This is a genomic window from Aquisalimonas sp., assembly GCF_007120195.1.
Taxonomy (GTDB): Bacteria; Pseudomonadota; Gammaproteobacteria; order Nitrococcales; family Aquisalimonadaceae; genus Aquisalimonas.
This window is the reverse complement of the sequence record NZ_SKOG01000089.1, coordinates 1-19,294: the sequence shown is the minus strand read 5'-3', so window position 1 is coordinate 19,294 and position 19,294 is coordinate 1. Positions and strand designations below refer to the sequence as shown.

Annotated in this window: 16 protein-coding genes; 8 read left to right on the top strand and 8 right to left on the bottom strand. The window is 64.0% G+C overall.

What is annotated here, in order from left to right; all coding sequences use genetic code 11:
* Positions 1-129 precede the first annotated feature (129 nt).
* The 4 genes from QZT63_RS07205 (at position 130) to QZT63_RS07190 (ending at position 3,470) form a co-directional block, all read left to right on the top strand.
* Positions 130-609: a MarR family transcriptional regulator gene (locus QZT63_RS07205; protein ID WP_290649850.1), complete on the top strand. Its 480-nt coding sequence runs from the start codon at positions 130-132 to the stop codon at positions 607-609.
* A gap of 202 nt (positions 610-811) precedes the next feature.
* Entirely contained in the window at positions 812-1,561 is a 750-nt protein-coding gene (locus QZT63_RS07200) for an alpha/beta fold hydrolase (RefSeq protein WP_366636276.1), read from the top strand.
* 208 nt (positions 1,562-1,769) lie between these two features.
* Complete coding sequence (locus tag QZT63_RS07195; RefSeq protein WP_290649848.1) at positions 1,770-2,417, top strand: class I SAM-dependent methyltransferase; 648 nt, start codon at positions 1,770-1,772, stop codon at positions 2,415-2,417.
* A 285-nt stretch (positions 2,418-2,702) separates the two neighbouring features.
* The gene (locus tag QZT63_RS07190) at positions 2,703-3,470 is read left to right on the top strand and encodes a class I SAM-dependent methyltransferase (RefSeq protein ID WP_290649846.1); all 768 of its coding nucleotides are present in this window, start codon (positions 2,703-2,705) and stop codon (positions 3,468-3,470) included.
* Positions 3,471-3,515: 45 nt separating this feature from the next.
* On the opposite strand, the gene QZT63_RS07185 is transcribed toward QZT63_RS07190, so the two are convergent.
* Together QZT63_RS07185 and QZT63_RS07180 are read right to left on the bottom strand one after the other, a co-directional pair.
* On the bottom strand, positions 3,516-5,315 hold the full coding sequence (locus QZT63_RS07185; RefSeq protein ID WP_290649844.1) for a Rieske (2Fe-2S) protein: 1,800 nt from the start codon (positions 5,313-5,315) through the stop codon (positions 3,516-3,518).
* Between the two features lie 96 nt (positions 5,316-5,411).
* On the bottom strand, positions 5,412-7,109 hold the full coding sequence (locus QZT63_RS07180; protein WP_290649843.1) for a C69 family dipeptidase: 1,698 nt from the start codon (positions 7,107-7,109) through the stop codon (positions 5,412-5,414).
* Positions 7,110-7,225: 116 nt separating this feature from the next.
* Between QZT63_RS07180 and QZT63_RS07175 the strand changes: the two genes are divergently transcribed.
* Entirely contained in the window at positions 7,226-8,335 is a 1,110-nt protein-coding gene (locus tag QZT63_RS07175; RefSeq protein ID WP_290649841.1) for a homoserine O-acetyltransferase, read from the top strand.
* 259 nt (positions 8,336-8,594) lie between these two features.
* On the top strand, positions 8,595-9,365 hold the full coding sequence (locus QZT63_RS07170; RefSeq protein ID WP_290649839.1) for a gamma-glutamyl-gamma-aminobutyrate hydrolase family protein: 771 nt from the start codon (positions 8,595-8,597) through the stop codon (positions 9,363-9,365).
* Between the two features lie 28 nt (positions 9,366-9,393).
* Here the strand turns inward: QZT63_RS07170 and QZT63_RS07165 are convergent, their stop codons facing one another.
* Positions 9,394-10,395, bottom strand: coding sequence for a D-alanine--D-alanine ligase (locus tag QZT63_RS07165; protein ID WP_290649837.1), 1,002 nt, complete (start codon positions 10,393-10,395; stop codon positions 9,394-9,396).
* A 340-nt stretch (positions 10,396-10,735) separates the two neighbouring features.
* On the opposite strand from QZT63_RS07165, the gene QZT63_RS07160 reads away from it, so the two are divergent.
* Complete coding sequence (locus tag QZT63_RS07160; protein WP_290649835.1) at positions 10,736-12,760, top strand: CocE/NonD family hydrolase; 2,025 nt, start codon at positions 10,736-10,738, stop codon at positions 12,758-12,760.
* A gap of 30 nt (positions 12,761-12,790) precedes the next feature.
* On the opposite strand, the gene QZT63_RS07155 is transcribed toward QZT63_RS07160, so the two are convergent.
* The 5 genes from QZT63_RS07155 to QZT63_RS07135 form a co-directional block, all read right to left on the bottom strand.
* On the bottom strand, positions 12,791-13,411 hold the full coding sequence (locus tag QZT63_RS07155) for a flavin reductase family protein (RefSeq protein WP_290649832.1): 621 nt from the start codon (positions 13,409-13,411) through the stop codon (positions 12,791-12,793).
* Positions 13,412-13,636: 225 nt separating this feature from the next.
* Positions 13,637-13,867 carry a DUF2783 domain-containing protein gene (locus QZT63_RS07150; protein WP_290649830.1) on the bottom strand — a complete coding sequence of 77 codons (231 nt, stop codon included), beginning with the start codon at positions 13,865-13,867 and terminating at the stop codon, positions 13,637-13,639.
* Complete coding sequence (locus tag QZT63_RS07145; protein ID WP_290649828.1) at positions 13,848-15,566, bottom strand: FAD-dependent oxidoreductase; 1,719 nt, start codon at positions 15,564-15,566, stop codon at positions 13,848-13,850. Before QZT63_RS07145 ends, QZT63_RS07150 begins: the two co-directional genes overlap by 20 nt.
* 238 nt (positions 15,567-15,804) lie before the next feature.
* Positions 15,805-18,669 (bottom strand): AMP-binding protein, encoded by a 2,865-nt coding sequence (locus tag QZT63_RS07140; protein ID WP_290649827.1) that lies wholly within the window; start codon positions 18,667-18,669, stop codon positions 15,805-15,807.
* Between the two features lie 73 nt (positions 18,670-18,742).
* Positions 18,743-19,024, bottom strand: coding sequence for an ectoine synthase (locus QZT63_RS07135; RefSeq protein ID WP_290649825.1), 282 nt, complete (start codon positions 19,022-19,024; stop codon positions 18,743-18,745).
* 188 nt (positions 19,025-19,212) lie between these two features.
* Between QZT63_RS07135 and QZT63_RS07130 the strand changes: the two genes are divergently transcribed.
* A partial coding sequence (locus QZT63_RS07130; RefSeq protein WP_290649852.1) for a class II glutamine amidotransferase occupies positions 19,213-19,294 on the top strand: 82 nt, incomplete at its 3' end.

Genomic DNA, 19,294 nt, shown 5'->3' with positions numbered 1-19,294 from the left:
CGGCCACCCGGCCCCGACAAGCTATGCTTGAGGGGTTCGGGCTTGTCGATGCCCGCGTTAGGCGCGGCGTGAAATAGCTAGAATATGAATGTCATAGTTGAAGTAAAATTGCGCTCACCGCCTACGCAAGTGAATAAGAAAGAAATGTATGCGGCTGCGCAATATCTTACCAATGATACAGACAGCATAAGAATTTCTGTTCCGAAAAATAAGTCTAATTTAATCATTGCAGAGTTTACGGTTAATAAATCAAGACAAATAGATGCTGTAGAAAAGATTGGAAAAGAGCTTAGCTCCTCTATCAATAATTATGACCAATCACTAATATCTTTTCCCAAGAATACGCCCACAAACAGCACAGAATTTCAAGGCACAAAACAGCATACACCCAAACAAGGACAATATTTAGCGTTTATATTTTACTATACAAAACTAAATGGATATGCGCCAGCAGAGGCAGATATACAAAAATATTTCAAAACAACGCCACCTACGGTACACAACATGATACTTCAGCTTGAGAAAAAAGGGTTTATTGAACGTATACCAAAGCAAGCACGCAGCATAAAGCTTTTATTGTCGCGGGATGAACTTCCCGATTTGGAATGACCGGATGAGCCAACACGGCGCTGCACCGGAGGCCGCTAAAGCGGCCGCAGTGAGCTTGAGTTGTTGAACGGAATCAATGGGATGTTGTACACCGTTCCATGGCGCCATTGGCTAACCATCCGCGCACAGACAATGGAGGGAACATGGCAACGACAAGCGTGAACGGCGTCCGGCTCTTCTACCAGCTCGGTGGCACAGGGACGTGCCCCTGGTATTGGTGCATGGGTCGTGGGATTCCCATCAGGACTGGGACCTGCTCGTTCCCCATTTGACCGATTCGTTTCGGGTTCTGACTTATGACCGCCGTGGGCACAGCGCAAGTGAGCGGCCCGCTGGACAAGGTAGCGTGCGCGAGGACGTCGCTGACCTCGCTGCGTTGATTGAGGACCTGCGGCTCGCGCCTGCATGGGTCGTCGGGAACTCCTTTGGTGCTTCCATCGCGCTGCGCTTGGCTGGCGACCGTCCCGATCTTCTTCGAGGCCTAATCGCGCACGAGCCGCCTCTGCTTTCTTTTCTTGCTGACGATGCCGCGGCAGCCCGGATGCTCGAAGAAGTAGAGCAAAAGGTAAATGCCGTGGCCGAGCAGATCGCAAAGGGCGACCATGCTGGTGCAACCGAGCGGTTCGTCGAGGAAGTTGCTCTGGAGCCAGGCATGTGGGCTCGGTTGCCTCCCGAATATCGGCAGATACTGATCGAGAACGCACCGACCTTACTCGACGAGACGCGCGATCCGGAGGCATTTGGCTTCGACCTCGAATGGGTTACGGGCTTCACCAAACCAACGCTCCTCACGCTTGGAGGGGAGAGTCCACCGATGTCCAAACCGGTCATGACCAAGCTTGCAGAGGCGTTGCCGCACGCGGAGGTCCATGCGCTTCAAGACGCCGGAACATGTCCCGCAGGTCACACATCCAGATGCGTACGCCGCGGCGCTAATCGGTTTCATCCATAGGCATGCCGCGTGACGGCGAGTGGCAGATTGGACGATCGCGAGATCTGGCCTACCCGTACAACTCGCGGCTGCACCCGACGCACCTCGCGCGCCGGTGCAGCCGCGGGATCGTTAGCGTGCGAAACAAGACAGAGCAGAAATATTCGAGCAACCGGCCGCCGCATTCGTTAAGAACAAGGCAGCGGTAAAGATGGAGCGATAGCATGTGATGAGCGAGCAAGACGCGCGGTTCTGGGACAAGGCAGCCCGGAAATATGCCGCTTCCCCCATTGCCGATGAGGCCGGGTTCGAGCGGACGCTGGCGCGCACACGCGCGTTCATTCCTTCTGGCGCTCGGGCGCTTGAACTCGGCTGCGGCACGGGCACTGCAGCCCTGCGCCTTGCAGATGCCGCAGTAAGCTATCTGGCCACCGACATTTCCGCACGCATGATCGCCATTGCGCAGGAAAAACTTGCAAAGGCCCGCGAGAACGGCCCCAACGGTCGGTTGAGTTTCCGGCAGGCAACCGCCAGCACATTGGTGCGCGAAAACGCCCGGTATGACGTCGTTATCGGTTTCAACTACCTTCACCTCGCTGGAAACCCAGCCGTGGTGCTTAACGATATTCGGACCTTGCTGGCGCCGGGTGGCATCTTCATTTCCAAGACGCCCTGCGTCGGCGAGATGAACGTGCTCATTCGCCTCGTCATCCCACTTATGCACCTCGTGGGCAAAGCACCTAGCAGCGTAACCAGCTTTTCCGCGGCTTCACTCGACGAGGCGATCTCCACGGCCGGTTTTGCCGTCCTGGAGAACGAACGTCACGGATCGAAGAAAAGGGACATCCGTCCCTTCATCGTCGCTCGTGCACTGTGACGGAGCACGACTACGTAGCTGCCAAGCCGAACAAAGTCAGGGAAGTTCGCTGACGGTGTCCCACCCTGCAGGTTCGGGCTGCAGTGGTAACGCCGCTCCGGCGGCACGCTGTAGCAGGCTGATACAAGAGGGGGCCTTGTCGGATTCGACTGTGGCGTCTTCGCCGCCACTCGGTTCGCGGCGGGCCTTCGCGAGGGCGGGCTTTCCCAACGCCAGCGAATTCAATGACGTTCCAGGTGGGCGGTATGTCCTCATGGTGCGTCATCGTCAGGAAGAGCTGGTAGCATGAACGGCACCGACCACCGTTTCTGGGAGATCTTCTTCGAGGTCTATGAAAGCCTGCCCAGGCAGGGCCCCGGTAACCGCAGTTGCGCCGCCAGAGCCCTTGGTCTTTGCCGCGAGCTTCCCAAGTCCCCGGCGATCCTCGACATGGGGTGCGGAGTCGGTAGGCAAACCCTTCAGCTCGCCGAGCTTGCGCCAGGTCCCATCGTGGCAATCGACAGCCATGCGCCGAGCATCGAACGGTTAAAGGCGGCTATCCTAGCGCGTGGGCTTTCGCAGCGCGTCAGTGCCATGGTTGGAGACATGGCGCACCCGGAGCAGGCGCCCGGGAGTTTCGACCTGATCTGGTCGGAAGGCGCGCTCTACAGCATCGGGCTTCAGAAGGCCCTTCGCGTCTGTCATGGATTGCTGCGCGCAGGCGGCTATCTTGCTTTTACCGATGCGGTCTGGCGCAAGGCGAACCCGCCTGCTGCGGTCAAGGCTGGTTTCGACCGAGACTACCCAACCATGGGTTGGCTGGAGGATGATGTGGCGGCGATACGCGACTGTGGATTGGAGCTCGTTGCGCACTTCACGCTGCCTAACGAAGCATGGTGGGAGGATTTCTACACGCCCATGGAGGCGCGCATCGCAGAGTTGCGCGTCAAGTACGCCGACGATGCCGAAGCCGCGGCCATACTCGAGCAACTCGCCGAGGAGCCCGAGATGCACCGCCGCTATTCCGACTTCTATGCCTATGAGTTCTTCGTGGCGCGCCGCCCCCTTGTCTAGTGTCCTGTAACCCCACTATCGTCGCCGCTTTCAACCGCCCGCGAATCAGAGTCGCGGCTCCAAGCCCTGGTGCACGGCGGCGCCGCGCATCAGCCGCCCGGCGATGTCCGCGGTCTGCAGCGCGGCACGCTCCGTGGGCGAATGAGCGGCCAGATAGCGGGCCACCCCAATGAGAATGCGCCGCGCGGGCCGGGAGTCGGGCTCCCATTCGCGAAACTGGCGGATACCCGCCTCCAGGGACTGGTAGCTGTGAAAGCCGGCGTCCTCGCGCAACAACGCTTGCGCTAGCATTGCCAGCAGTGTGTTCGGATCGTGGCCGAGCATCAGGTAGCGGGCCACCAGGCGTCCGACGGCATCCACTTGCCCCTTGCGGTCGAATGCATCCAGCAATGCGGTGCGCAGGTCTTCGCCACCAGCGGGAAAATCATCGAGAGCGTCTCGCTGCTCACCCGGCAGCCGCGCGGGCGGCACGTTCAGGTAGCGCGTCAGGTACACCGCCATGGCGCCGTGAAAGACGCCGCGCACGGCTGCCGGGCAGGCGTCGCCAGTGCGCGGATCGGCGCCGATGCGGCGCAACGCCTGGTGCACGGCATTGCAGTAGGTGAAGGTGTGGTGAGCGGTTTCCCAATCCCCGTGTTCGTTGGCGGTGCCGAAGCGCGCAAGCCGCACGGCGGCGGCACAGGCGAGCGCCTTGCCCAGATCAGCGGACGCCGCGCCGTCGCCAATGGCCACCTTCAGTGACTCCACCACGTCGTGCGGATCGTCCCCCAACAGCTGCTCGGCGAGCGCTTCATGCTCGCGCCAGCACGTGTCGTGCTGGCAACCCGCCGCGAACAGCGAGGGCAACTCGGGATAGACACCCTCCAGGAGGGAGATCAGGTCCTGCGGCTGACGCCAGGCGGTGGATTCCTCCGCACCGCGGGAGTCCACCATGCCGCGCACCACCGTTGGCAACACGGCGGATGCATGCTCCCAACCAATCTGGTCCAGGCATTCGAAGGCCTTGTTGATGAAATCCAGGCTGTGCCCCGAGTCGGCGTATGGCCGATCGGTCTCGGCGGCAAACAACATAGCCGCCAGCGCCGCGGGCGAGGCGCCGGCACGGATTGCCGTCAGCAGCGTCCGCTCCGCCGCCTCCCGGTGGCGCACTGCGCTCCAGCGCCGCAGCCACCCCTGCAACGTCTCCTGCGACGGCGCACCGTCGAGCGGCGTACGCTCCCGGCGCGGCGGCTCGCCTTCGCAGTCGTCGGCTGTGCGGCGCACGCCGTGGAACAGGGCCAGGCAGGTATCGCGCTCCGGCAACCCGGCGAGCACGTTGCCGAGCGCGGTGAGTATGGTCAGCCCGACGCCCCAGCCGTCTCGGTTTCGGGCGCCGAACAGCGCAGCCTGGCGCACGATCGCATGGGGCGGGGCACCGGCTGCGAGCTGGCCATGGACCGACTTGGCGATGACCAGCGCGAGATTGTGGGACATGCCATCATCGAGCCGCCGCCGAAAGTGCGCGAGCGGATCCGGATAGCCGACAAGGGGCTGTACCCACACCGCGTCGCCGCGCACCTCCACCGGACAGCGGGGCACGTCGTCCGCCCATAGATCGAAGGTGCAGCCGCTGGCCACGTCGAAGCGGGCATGGTGCCAATGACACGTCAGTATGCCGTCCTCAACGCTGCCGCGGTCCAGGGGAAAGCCCATGTGCGGGCAGCGATTATCCAGGGCATAGACATGGTCGTGGTCGTGAATCACCAGCACGGGCGGATGCCCCCGACCGTGCACCAATACCTTGCCGTCACGCCGAAGGTCTGCCAGGCGTGCAGCGAAGACGAAAGGCTGCACCGGTTCGGTCATTATTGCCTGATCACCTTGGTCTTGCCGGACAGAGCATCCCCAGTGTCCTGTCACCGTAAGGATAGTTCTTTTCAGTGCGCATCCGCGCTCAGCGGCTCACCGCGCAATCTCTCGGAGTCCGTGGGCACTTCCATAGATGCCGTGTTCACGCGGGTAGTCATCCAGCGCCTCGTCGTAGCAGTGGACCATGCCTCCCCAGCCCAGACGCCCCATGGGCTGGCTGGTCGGCGGCGTGGTCTCGCCCTCGACGCGCACGCCTTCAGGCATGCGAATGCCGTGGGTTTCCCGCGTCTGCCGCTCCACCGCCCGCACCAGGTCCTCGCCCAGATCCAGGCTCTGCAGCAGGCGCCGTTCGACGTCTTCGGTGATGAGGGCCCGGGCGGCCTCGTCATCGCCGGTTTGGAGCAGTTCCAGCGCCTCCTGCTCGACGCTCGCCCGCAGGTCGATGAGGTCGCGCTCGAAGGCCTCGATCTCTGCAGTCACCGGACGCAGGAACTCCCGGGGATGCTCGCAGGTGTGGTAGAGCAGCCGCTTGAAGGTCCGCGTGGCGTAGCGCGTCGCCTCCAGCGGGGCGTAATCCGGGTCGATGAAATGGGAGTCCGCATGCTTGGTCATGTAGCGGTGCTGGCGGAACTCCGGGGGAATATCCTCGGTGCCGATGGGGATCGCCACGAAGGGGGTGGTGATCGCGCTGGTGACGGCAAGCCACAGCGTTTGCAGCTCCGGATGCACGTCCGGGCGCAGGTGCGCGACCTGGCCGTATCCGGAGAAATCGTTGGACCAGCGCGGATCACGCACGTATGCCAGCATGTCCTCCAGGCTGATCGGGGCCATCGCGTGCAGCTCTTGCTCGCGCTGGGGCGGATTGCGCGCCTCGTCATAGAACGCCGGATAGAGATCGCCCGGCTCATCCCCTGGGAAAGGCCGGCCATAGACCTCTTGCACGTTGAACGGCCCGTCGCCGTCCCACCAGCCTTGCTCCCGGGCAAAGTCCACGAGGTGATCGGAGGCCAGGTAGTCGTCGTGCTCATGGTGGTCAACCGGAAAATCGTGGATGTAGCCGAAATAGGAGACCCGGATCTCGTCGGCCCCAAGCCGCTCAGCAGCCCAAAGACGCTGCCCACCGGCGAAGTTAATGAACACCCAGCCCTCTTTTTCGTCGGCAATGAGGTGCGAATTGCCGCCGTAGGTCGAGTAGCCGTGCTCGTCCATCAACGCGCCGATCACCTCCACCGCCTCGCGCGCGGTGGTGGCGCGCTCCATCGCGGCGCGGGCGAGGTCACTGTAGTTGGGGCCTGTTTGCGGGGCGGCCTCCTCAGACATGTCGATCAGTTCCTGCCGCGAGGGCGACCAGATATCGCGGGCGGCAACGCCGTGCTCATTTAAGCCCCCATTTGTCAGCGGCGGCGGAAAGCCGGCGAACTCGGAATAGTTCGAGGTGATGTGCTTATAGGTTTCCCGCGCCTGTGGCATGTCCGTGAGCTCGCCCGGGATGCTCGCTTCGCTGGTAACGCCAACGGCGGTGGTGGCGCCTTCCGGGTGGTGCTGGCGGGGGACAACCTCGACCCAGTGGCTCGAAGGCTCGTGCCCGAAGCCGCCAAGCAGGGTAGAGCCGTCGGCCGTGAGCTCGCTGCCGACGTAGATGCCGATGCTCTTGTGCCTCAGGTGCTCGGCACGCGGCGGCGGTTCGCCCGCCACCGCGGCCTGCGCCGCCACTGCCAAGGCAAAAGACAACAGCGTTGGTCGCGCACAGGCGCGCAGCCGCGCCTTTCTAAGACCAGGATTCGAGACCATGTGGACCTCCCGTTTCGGCATTGCGACCGACCGCTACCGGCTTGGCGTTTTGGCACAACTCTGGGACGATTTCCATTCCCAACATGATGGCTGGTCTGTCGAGGAGTCAGTGATCCATGCCCGATGCGCGCCGCTTCGTCGAGCTGCAAGGGCCTTTGCGCACGTATCGCGGCGGCGAACTGCCATCCGTGACCATCGCGTACGAGACCTGGGGTGAACTCCGCGGCAGGGGCGACAACGCGCTGCTGCTCTTCACGGGGTTGTCGCCCAGCGCGCACGCTGCGTCGTCGGCGGCCGACCCCTCGCCCGGCTGGTGGGAGTACATGATCGGGCCAGGCAAGCCCATCGACACGGAGCGGTTCTTCGTCATCGCCATCAACTCCCTCGGGAGCTGCTTCGGCTCCACCGGCCCCGCCTCCATCAATCCGGAAACGGGACAGGCGTACCGGCTCGACTTCCCCAAGCTCTCGGTTGAGGACATTGCAGCAGCGGCCCGCGGCGCCTGCCTCGCCCTCGGCATTGACCACGTGCACACAGTCGCAGGCTGTTCCCTCGGCGGCATGGATGTTCTCGCCTACGGGATGATGTATCCGGGCACGTACCGGGATCTTATCAGCATCTCGGCAGCCGCCAACGCGACGCCGTTCGCCATCGCCCTGCGCTCGATCCAGCGCGAGGCGATCCGTGCCGATCCGGCCTGGGCCGGTGGCAACTACGCGCCCGGCAATGGCCCCAAAGACGGCATGCGCATCGCCCGCCAGCTGGGCATCCTCACCTACCGCTCCCCAGAGGAGTGGCTGCAGCGGTTCGATCGTGAGCGCATCGAGGGCGCGGATGCCCAGCGCGACCCGTTCGCAACAGCCTTCCAGGTGCAGTCTTACATGGATGCAAACGCGCGCAAGTTCGCCGAGCGATTCGACGCCAACTGCTATCTCTATCTGTCGCAGACCATGGACCTGTTCGACGTGGCCGACCACGGCGGGGGCAATCCGGAGGCCGGCATGCGGCAGGTCGACGCGCGGCGCGCGCTGGTCGCCGGCGTGACCACCGACTGGCTCTACCCCCTGTGGCAGCAGCACCAGCTCGCCGAACTGCTTGCCCACGCGGGTGCCAGCGTCAGCTACCATGAACTCGAATCGATTCAGGGCCACGACGCCTTCCTGATCGACAAGGATCGCTTCGGGCCGATGGTGGCAGAGTTCCTCGCCGGTATGCCGCGCGGCTGACGGCGGCGGGATGAGGCGGCGGGCGCAAGAACGACCCACTCCACCCGCTCGCGCGGGCGCCGTTCCAAGGCCGGCTACCCGTTGGGTTCGACAGGTGGCCCACCTCGCCAGGGGCCTCGAACCCGCCGGATCGCGCGTTTGCGCCTCGTCCGTGCCTCGCCCTGGACGCAAGTATACGTTGGCGAAATACCGAACACCGCACGGCGCGCGCTGATATACTGACAACCCTTGAACGTCGAAGTGGGAGGAGGGTCGATCAATGCGTCCAATCGTCGGTGTGACGGCCTGCTACAAAGCCATTGCCGAGGTGGGGAACCACTGTGTGGCGAACAAATACGCTGAGGCCGTAACCCGCGCCGCGGATTGTGTTCCCGTGCTGATTCCGGCCCTCGGTGACGAGCTGGACATCGATTCCCTGCTTGCCCGGCTGGACGGCGTTCTCGCCACCGGCAGCCCGTCGGGCGTAGAGCCGGTGCACTACGGGGGTGAGTCCAGTCGCCAGACTCCGGAAGGCCTGGATCAATCCCGGGACGCCACCACGCTACCCCTGCTTCGAGCCGCCGTGCAGGCCGGCGTGCCGGTGCTGGCGATCTGCCGCGGTCATCAGGAGCTTAACGTGGCACTGGGTGGCAGCCTCCATCAGTTCGTCCACGAGTTGCCCGGCAAACGCGACCACCGGGAAGATACGTCGGTGCCAGAGGAGGAGCGCTACGGCCCCGTCCACAGCGTGCGTTTGGCCCCTAACGGCTTTCTGGCGGAGCTGTTTGGCCGTGAGCAGCTGGAGGTCAACTCCCTGCACTGGCAGGGCATCGATCAGCTCGCACCCGGGCTGGTTGCCGAAGCCTGGGCCGAGGACGGCCTCATCGAGGGCGCCCGCGTGGTCGATGCACCCGCCTTCGCGGTCAGCGTGCAGTGGCACCCCGAGTGGCGGGCCGCCGAAAACCCTTACACCAGAGCGCTCTTCCAGGCCTTTGGTAAGGCGTGCCGCGAGCGGGGGCTGGCCCGTCACCGGTGGTCGGCGAGTGCGTAAGCCGTCGCCCCCTGGCGATTACGCTGCGTTACAGCTGCATACGGGTGCGGGCGGCATCGATGATGGACTCCAGCAGCTGCGCATAGCTCCGGCCCTGGTAGCTTGTCACGGTTGCCAGCATGCCTCCCTCGCCCCACATCGGGTGGGCGTTGATGTCGATTAGTCGCGGCATGCCCTCGGCGTCGGCACGGAAATCCATCCGCGCATAGTCCCGGCAACCCATCCGTTCGAACATGAGCTTGGCGTAGGCAGTCATGTGCTGGCACGCCCGCTCGGACTCTGCCGGGATGAAGCGAACCTTCTCCCAGTAAGGCGAGTGCGGATCCACCTTGGATTCGTAGGTCATGATCGGCGGCAGGTCATCGTCGAGGGCGGAGAAATCGATCTGCAACGGCGGCAGCACCGTGAGCCCGGAGTGCGGGTTTCCCACAACACCAACACTGTATTCAGGGCCCGGCAGATAGTCCTGGATCAATGCCAGCTGCTCGGGCAACAGCGCGTGGAGTTCGCGCAGACAGCGCTCGGCTTCGTCGGGGCCGTGCACCAGCGAGTTCGGCCCGATGCCGATGCTGCCATCGCCGCCGTTCGCCTTGATGAATGCCGGGTAGAGTTCCGGCAGTCTGACGTCAGGCTGCGCGGGGTCGGCGAGGATATTCCACGGCACCGGGACCCCCAGATCGGCGGCCTGGGCATACACGTGGTACTTGTGGTGGCACAGCACCATGGCCTCCGGCCCGGCACCGGCATACGGCACCTCCAGCATTTCCAGCATTGCGGTGATGTGGAGTTGACGGGTTGGCGCATTGCGATAACCGGTGTTGCAAAAGTTCAGCACCAGCGCCGGGCGATCCTGCTCCAGTGTCTGCCAAAGCCGCTCGTGATCGTCCAAGAATTGAAAGCGGTAACCGGTGAGCGTATCAAGAGCCTCCCGCAGGCGGCTTACCGCAAGGTGGTCCTGCGGCTCAAACTGGTTGCTCAGATTGTAGCTGTAGGGAAGACGCGGATCGCCGAGAAGTACGGTAATGTCCATGAAATCTCCATTCCTGTGCGCGCACGACCGCTGCGCAAGTTCAAGTGCAAGCAGGGGCAGGCCCCACTCGGAGGCCGCTGCGGCCCCTGGTCCCGGGAAGACATACCCATTGTCCTGATGCATGAAGGCACGCCATACTAGCGCGCCCTCATGCATCAGGACACCCGCGGGGCACCTTGGGAGCCCATAACAATAGCCCCAGGCCCCACGCCAGTAGAATCAGCGATGCTCGTGGACACCCCTTGGGCTATGCTTACTGGAAGACCGAGTTGTTCGCCGTCGGATACGGGTAGCGCGAAGCGGCTGGCCTCTGTCCCCCAACGAGAAGCGGAAAAACGCCATGAATATCGTCACCGATTTTCCTCACCGCGTCGAGTGTCTGGAGTCTGTGTGGATTCCCATGGGCGACGGCATTCACCTCAATGGCCGTATTTGGCTGCCCGAGGGGGCAAGCGAGTCCCCCGTGCCAGCGGTTCTGGAATTCATCCCTTACCGGCTGCGTGACGGCACCGTGGCACGAGACAGCGTCCACCACCATTACTTCGCTGGCCACGGCTATGCGTCGCTGCGCGTGGATCTACGCGGCAGCGGTGACTCCGAGGGCGTGCTGCGCGACGAGTACCTGGAGCAAGAGCTGGTCGACGGCGAGGAGCTGTTGCGCTGGATTGCATCCCAGCCCTGGTGCGACGGCAGCGTGGGCATGATCGGCATCTCCTGGGGCGGTTTCAACGGGCTGCAGCTCGCAGGCCGGGAGCCTCCTGAACTCAAGGCGGTGGTGACGGTCGCCTTCACCGATGACCGCTATGCCGATGATGTCCATTACATGGGCGGCTGCCTGCTTGGCGACAACCTCTCCTGGGCGTCCACCATGTTCGCCTATACGTCTCTGCCGCCGGATCCGGACAACGTCGGCGAGCGCTGGCGCGAGATGTGGCACGAACGCCTGGACGGGAGCGGCCTGTGGCTCGCGACCTGGCTGGAGCATCCGCACCGGGACGAATACTGGCGACATGGCTCCATCTGCGAGGATTTCACGCGCGTCAAGACCCCCGTGCTCGCGTGCAGCGGCTGGGCCGACGGCTACTCCAACGCTGTCTTCCGCCTGGTGGAGCAGCTGTCCGTCCCGTGCAAGGGGCTGATCGGGCCCTGGAGTCACAAGTATCCTCACCAGGGTGAGCCCGGCCCGGCCATCGGCTTTCTGCAGGAATGCGTACGCTGGTGGGACAAGTGGCTGAAAGGAAAGGAGACCGGCGTCGAGCAGGACCCGGCGCTGCGGGTGTGGCTCCAGGACAGCGCGCCCCCGACCACCAGCTACGGCATCCGGCCCGGCCGCTGGGTGGCGGAACCGGACTGGCCCTCTGCCAACATCAAGCTCTGGCGCCTGCCGCTGGCTCCCGGCCAGCTTCTGGAGTCCGGCGCCCAGCCCACCGAGGAGAGCGCACTGACCGTGCAATCGCCGCTAACCTGCGGTCTGTTTGCGGGAAAGTGGTGTTCCTACGCCGCAGGGCCGGACCTGGCACACGACCAGCGTGAAGAGGACGGCGGGGCGCTCACGTTCGATACCCTGCCGCTTGAGGAGCAGCTGGAGATCATGGGGGCACCCGTGGTGGAGTTGGAACTGGCGTCCAACCGGCCCGTGGCGATGATCGCAATCCGCCTTTCCGATGTCGCCCGCGACGACAAGGCAACACGCGTGACCTATGGCATGCTGAATCTCACCCACCGGGACGGTCATGAGTCGCCCTCGCCCCTGGAGCCGGGACGCCGTTACCGAGTGAGGGTAAAGATGAACGGCGCTGCCCAGGCCTTTCCGAAGGGCCACCGCCTCCGGCTGTCCGTGTCCACATCCTACTGGCCGCTGGCCTGGCCGCCACCCGAGCACGTGCGGCTCACCATCTTCGACGCGGCGAGCGCGCTCGTACTGCCGGTTCGGCCGCCGCGCGCCGAGGACGCCAACCTGCCCGCCTTCGGGAAGCCGGAGGGGGCGCCGCCGGAGACCAAGCGCATGGTTGAGCCGCCCCACCACAATTGGTACGTCCACCGGGATCTGGCGGCAGACGTCTCGACGCTGGAGGTGGTCAACGACCAAGGCGTCGAGCACGTGGAGGGCATCGGCATGAATGTCCAGTCCAGGACGGTAGAGTGGTACAGCTCGCGCGACGACGACTTCGACTCCATCCGTGGGGAGACGCTGTGCGAACGCGGGCTGAGCCGTGGCGACTGGAAGGTGCGGACGGTGACCCGGACGATTCTGACCTCCGATGCCCAGTCGTTCTACCTCCACGCGACGCTGGACGCCTATGAAAGCGAATTCCGGGTCTACTCCCGTACTTGGAATCACGCCATCCCCCGGCAGCTGCTATAGGTTTGCCGGCGGCGGCGCGCGCTGTAAAGGCTATTTGGGCCGGTGCATCTGAAACCGCTGCCGGCGATCGATACCAAAGTAGTCCGCCGGCCCGCCGGCGCGCAGTATCGGTTCGGCGGCGGCGGTGTCGTAGATACCCTCCTTGAGTAGCTCTGTGCGGATGTGCACGCCCACCACCTCGCCGAAGACCATCCAGGTATCGGCTTTCTGACCATCGGCGCCCTGCAGTTGCAGCACCTGGCTGACCCGGCATTCGAAGGAAACAGGGGCCTCGGCCACCCGCGGCACGGAGATCACGCGGGAGGCCACGGGGGTCAGTCCGGCGAGTGCGAACTCGTCCACCTCGGGGGCGACGGTGGCGCAGGTGGCGTTCATGGCCTCGGCCAGCGGCCGGGTGGCGAGGTTCCAGCCGAATTCACCGGTATCCTCGATGTTGCGCACCGAGTCCTTGTAGCCAACGCTCGCGAAGCCCACGATCGGCGGCCGGTAATTGAAGGCGTTAAAGAAACTGTAGGGGGCAAGATTCAGGTGTCCGCCGGAGTCCATGGAAGAGATCCAGCCGATGGGCCGCGGTGCAACCATGGCGTTGAACGGGTCGTGTGGCAGGCCGTGCCCCTTGTCAGGCTCGTAGAAGTAGATGCTCTCACCCATGCACAATTCCTGGTGTCCTGTAACCGAAGTTCGTTGTCTTTTGCTTGTCGGTGCGCCTTCGAGGCCAGTCGCCGGGCCGAAGGCGCAGCAAACCACACGACGAGGACCGGCCAGTCTCCGGCTAGGCGCCCCGCTCCTTTTCAGTAGGCCCTTCTCGCCTTTTGCCAGCGCGACGCTGACGCGTCATCGCTGCCCCCATTGACCCGGCCCGGCTCGGGCAGGGCATCAAGGTGTGTTCGGGCCTCTCGCCTGCGCCTGTTGGTGCTTGATCTCTGCGGCCACGTGCAACGCTTCCTCCAGAAGAGACTGGTCACCGACCTGGTTGGCGAGGATGAGAATCAGGCGCGCATTGATCTGCCGGCTCGTCTCGTCATCGCAATCCCGGTGTACCTCTGCCAGTGCAGCATAAAAGGCGTCCGCGTCGGTGAAATTGGGTTCAAGCTCCAGGCTGGACACGCGCTGATTCCTCCAAGGACTTCAGGGTCAGGCCGTTGGAACGCTTGATGGCCTCGATAATCGCATCGGCGCGCAGCTCGCGCCAGCGGGCGGCGACGTGCTGATCCGGCCGGAACAGATAACCATTACCCGGACGAAGGTCATGGCGCACGGTGAGATAACCGTTCGCGTCATGGATGACCGTGCTGCGCGGCAGGCGCCTCACCGCGTCCGGCACCGGCCCGACGATGCGCAGCACAAGGTCGGGGGTTTCCTCCAGCACCTGTTGCAACTCCGTTGCCAGACGCAGCGCCGACACGCCTTCCATGCGCCCGTCCACCAGCAAACAAAAATGATCACCCAGCAGGTGCAGCCACCACATCTTCTCGCCATCAACGGTGACTGGTGCGTCCTGCGGCGGTGAGCCGGGGTGCATCAGGGGAGGGAACGAGGGGTCATCGTCCGTGCTCAGGGGCGAACCCTCGTAGACACAAGGCCTGGAGAGCCGTCCGCTGTTCACCAGGGCGCGGGCGAACGGGTAGTGTTCCGCGAGTTCCAGGGCGGCGTCACGAAATGCGCGGATAGTGCTGGTCCTGGGCCTGATAAATTCCGCAGCGCGGGTGGCGTGCAGTACATCCTCGGCAGCACCCTGCTGACGCTCGCTGTCGTAGGTATGGAGCAATGCAGCCGGCGCCTCACCCCGGATCACCCGCCCCAGTTTCCAGCTCAGGTTTTCCGCGCCCTGGATCCCCCCATTGGCGCCACGCGCACCGAAAGGGGACACCTGGACTGCCGCCTCCCCCATGAAGAGCACCTGGTTATGCACAAATCTGTCTATCTTGCGGCAGCAAAAGGTGTAGACACTCGCCCATTCCAGCTCGAAGGGCACATCCGCACCGAGCATGGCCTGCACCCTGGAGCGCACATTGGCTTCTTTCTTCTCTTCCTCCGGATCGGCTTGCGCATCCAATTGGAACTCGATGCGCAAGACATCATCCGGCAGCCTGTGCATCAGCGCCGACTGGTTTGGGTGGAACGGGGGATCGAACCAGAACCAGCGCTCGGTCGGAAAATCGGCCTTCATTACGACATCTGCGATCAGATAGCGATCCTTGAACACCTGTCCCCGGCTTGTGAGGCCGAGCATGTCGCGGATACCACCGCTGGCGCCATCGGCGACCAGAAGATACTCACAGGTGAGGGAATAGGTGCCATCCGGAGTCGATACCGTGAGAGCCGTCCCGTCCGATCGACTATCGACAGCGATTACCTCGTTCTTCCAGCGTAACTCAATATGCGATGGAAATTGCTGCGCCCGATTGACTAGATACGCCTCGCAGTGGTGCTGCTGGAGGTTGACGACTGCGGGCATGCGGTGACCCTGATCGGCTCGCTGGTTGATCCGATAGACCTCCCGATCCCTGAAGAACACCTTCCCGACCTGCCAGGTCACGCCCTTGTCCAGCATGGCCTGGCCACAGCCGAGGCGATCGAAAATCTCCAGGGTACGTTTGGCGAAGCAGATGGCACGGGAGCCAACACCCACCGTCTGATTGTCATCGAGCACCAGGCTGGCAACGCCCTGGCGTGCAAGGTCGATGGCCGCTGTCAACCCCGCGGGGCCGGCGCCGACGATGACCGCGCGGCGGTGGTGGCCCCCGCCACTGAGCTCGGGCGGCGGCGTATCGGAGTAAACGGGGTATTCATGCCGACTGACCATGGCGCTCCTCCTAACCGCCCGCCTCCGAGGCGGAAGGCCATGGCCCGTCGCTGCGCACAGGCGTGGGGGGTTTGTGATGTATCCATTTTACACGTACGTACACCAGGTTGTTTCGCGGCAACCGAATTAACCCAGAGCTCCACCCCGTGCCCACGCCGCGTGGTGTCGCGCCACATTGACCGCAGCTCGTGTATCCATCACGCCACGGGTTGGCTCGATTGATTGGCGATTCCATGGCTCATAGCCCTGAGCGGTTCCCTCCCCCGAGAATCCCGGCTTCACCGCTGGCGAGATCGGGTTCGCCGCAGCGTTGGAGGATCCAGTTGCGGGCGCGATCGCGCAGCTCCAGGGCGGCATCCCAGTCATCACCTTTGGGTACCATGGGCGTGCCGACCTCCAATTCCACGGACCCCGGCCGTGGCCGGAAACTGTAACCGCTTAGCATCTTGCGGCTACCACGGATCACCATCGGCACCACCGGCACACCCTTGCGCACCGCGGCCATGAAGGCCCCGATACGGAAATCCTGCAGCCCCGGCGCAGCCGACAACCTCCCTTCCGGGAAGAACAACAGCCGCTCGCCGGTGTCGAGCTGCTCCATCGCCTGGTCAAGGTCTTCCAGGCTGCGGCGGCGGTCGAAGCGTTCCACCCAGGTGGCTCCTGCACGCTTTAGCAAGGGAGCCAGCAGCCAGTTGCGGGAGAGCTCCCGTTTGGCCGTGAACACCAGCCGCCCCGGCAAGCCGGCACGCAACACCGGGCCATCCAGGTAACTGGCGTGGTTGGAGACCACGACACAGGGTTCCCGGGGCAGGCGCTCAAGCCCGCGCACGGTGGGACCACTCCCAACCAGCGCAAACATCAGGCGGCTACCTCCCCGGGCGATGGCCGCACGGGCACTGCGCCCGGGGGTCAGCAATAACAGGAACGCCATCGGAATGCCGATCGCCAGCCCTTGCAGCCAAAACCACAGGGCGTACATCCCCCGTCCGCCGGCGCGCGCACCACGCCTGAGCAGCGGCAGCGCACTACGCAAAATGAGGCGGGACAGCTGTGGCGCGAGCCCGCCGGTGCTCTTACCTAGCTCGCCGCGCTGGTACAGCTCGCGGCAGGCGACCCGGCGGATCTTGCCGCTTGAGGTCTTAGGCACCGATGCCGGCGGCACCAGCTTGACCACGTCGGGCGCTGTTTCCATCAGCCGAACGGTTGCCTCGCGGATGTCCTGCTCCATACGCGCGCGCGCCGTGGAATCGGTCTCCCGGGTTTCGGCAACGACGACCAACCGCTCGGTACCGGCCTCAGGATCGTCGCTGGCAAATACTGCTACGTTATTGCGACGAATACCGGGCACCTGGGAGACGGCCTGTTCCAGCTCATAAGGGTAATAGTTCCGGCCACCGCGAATGATGACGTCCTTCACCCGGCCGGTCAGGTACAGCTCGCCCTCGTCCAGGTAAGCGAGATCGCCGGAATTCAACCAACCACCATCCACGATCAGGCGTTCGGTCGCCTCTGGGTTGCGGAAATAGCCCTGGGTACACGACGGCCCGCGGAACTGCAGCTCACCCTGCCGCCGTTCGGGCAGCGGTCGGTTGCGCTCGTCCACCACGCGGATGTCGTGCCCGGGTAAGACGCGCCCGCATGCCACAAAGTAACGAGGGTTGGGGTCCTCTGCATCGGCGGGCTCGGCCTCTCCGGTGCGCTCGAAGTGGTCCCGTTTGACGCGGTCGATGAGGGGCTCACGCTCCAGTGGCGGGAAGGTAAGCCCGACCGACGCCTCGGCCAGGCCATAGACGGGTTTCAGGGCCCGGGGTGCGAAGCCGTAGCGACGGAAGCGCTCGTTGAAGGCCTCGAGGGTGCGCGGGCTGATAGGTTCAGCGCCATTACAGGCGTAGCGCCAGCTCGACAGGTCCAGGCCTTCCAGGTCCTCATCGGTGAGGCGCTGGGCGCAGAGGTCGTAGGCGAAATTAGGCGCCGCGGAGAGCGTGCCACGGCTGCTGTGGATGGCCCACAGCCAGCGTTGGGGTCGCGCCATGAACTGCAGCGGCGACATCAGCGTCAATGGCACCCCGTGGTACATCGTGCCCAGGCAAGCGCCAATCAGGCCCATGTCGTGATACAACGGCAGCCAGCTGACGAAGTGATCGTCCTGGGAGGCCTCGATGACTTCCCCGATGCCCAGGATGTTGGCAAGCAGGTTGCCGTGGGTCAGGGTCACGCCCTTGGGCTGCCCTGTGGTGCCTGACGTGTACTGCAAGAACGCGATATCCGCTGATGTCCGCGGCACCCGGGCCGCGACGCCAGCGCTTTCGCGCAGCTCGGCAACGGTGGTCACCGTATCAACGCCGGGGGCCAGGCTCTTTAGCAACCGCCCGGCCTGGACGGTTTCCCGGGAGGCAATGAAGCAGCGGGTGCCGGCGTTGTCCAGCACGGAGACGATACGGCGCAGATGATCCTCCACCTGACTCGCACGCACCGGCGGATAGAGGGGGACCGGAATGGCGCCGGCCCACAGCACGCCGTGGAAGGCGAAGAAGAAATCCAGCCCCGTGGGCAGCATCAGCGCCACGGTGTCTCCGGGCCCCACGCGCCGCTCACGCAGGCCATCGGCCACGACCGCCGCACCCTCGCGCAGCTCCGCGTACGTCAATGCCGGGCCGCCGCCACCATCCTCATAGAGCGTCACGCAACGCCGATCCCCGGAGTGCTCCGCGTGCCAATCCAGCGCCTCTGGAATTGTCTCGGCGTGCCTGGGCACTGTGGCGGCCGGGACGGTCTCGTCGCGGCGCACGGGCGCCATCCGCGTCGCTTGATCCGTCACTTGGGCACCGCGCAGGCTCAGGGCCTCTATGAGGTCCGCCGGCGTGCGCGCCTGAACGGCCACCTCGTCGGGCACCCGTGCACCGAATCGCCGTTCCAGACGCAGCATCAGCTCGACACGCCCAAGGCTGTCCAGCCCGGCATCGCGCTCAAGGTCGCTGCCGACCCCAAGCTCAGGTACGCGGCGGCCGGGATGGAGTTCCCGCGCCACGTCCCGAATCAGATCCAGCAGTCCGGCCTCAAGCTCGTTCACATTTGTATCCAGTGCTTTGCGACGCTGCGCCATAAGGAACTCCGAGGACCTCACACCTGGCCGGGATCAGTGCGCAATCACCCTGCCGTCATCATCCAACCAAGGATTAAGAGCCGAACTCATCGTGGACCTTGGGGCTCACGTGGGCCGGCGTGAACACGCACACCAGCCGCAGATCGGTGTGGGCGTGCAGAATATGTTCAATGCAGTAAACCGACTCGAGATGATTGCGGCACTGCACCCGCTGGGATTCGCCCGCACGGAAGATGGTCTCGTGGACGGAGTGCCCCATACCGCGGCGTCCGAGCACGAAACGGCGGCTGAGCCTATTGCCAAGGCCCACCTCGTCAGGCGTTCCCTTGATCTCCTCCAGCCGTCGCACAATCATCCAACATGGACCTCCATCTGCAAGCCGGCATGCAACCGCTTTTCAACTCATCAATATAGGGTTCAGACAAACAGATTCAATATCTTACTCCCCTTATCGGCGGGCTGCTGTTGCTCCCTCTAAGCGGGTTATACTCGAGGCCAGTCCAGGCATTCGATTTCGAGCGGAGAATGCTGCGGAGAATGCCAATGTGTGAGCTTCTGGCCATGAGTGCCAACACCCCCACCGACCTGTGCTTCAGCTTCACCGGGTTGACCCGTCGGGGCGGTG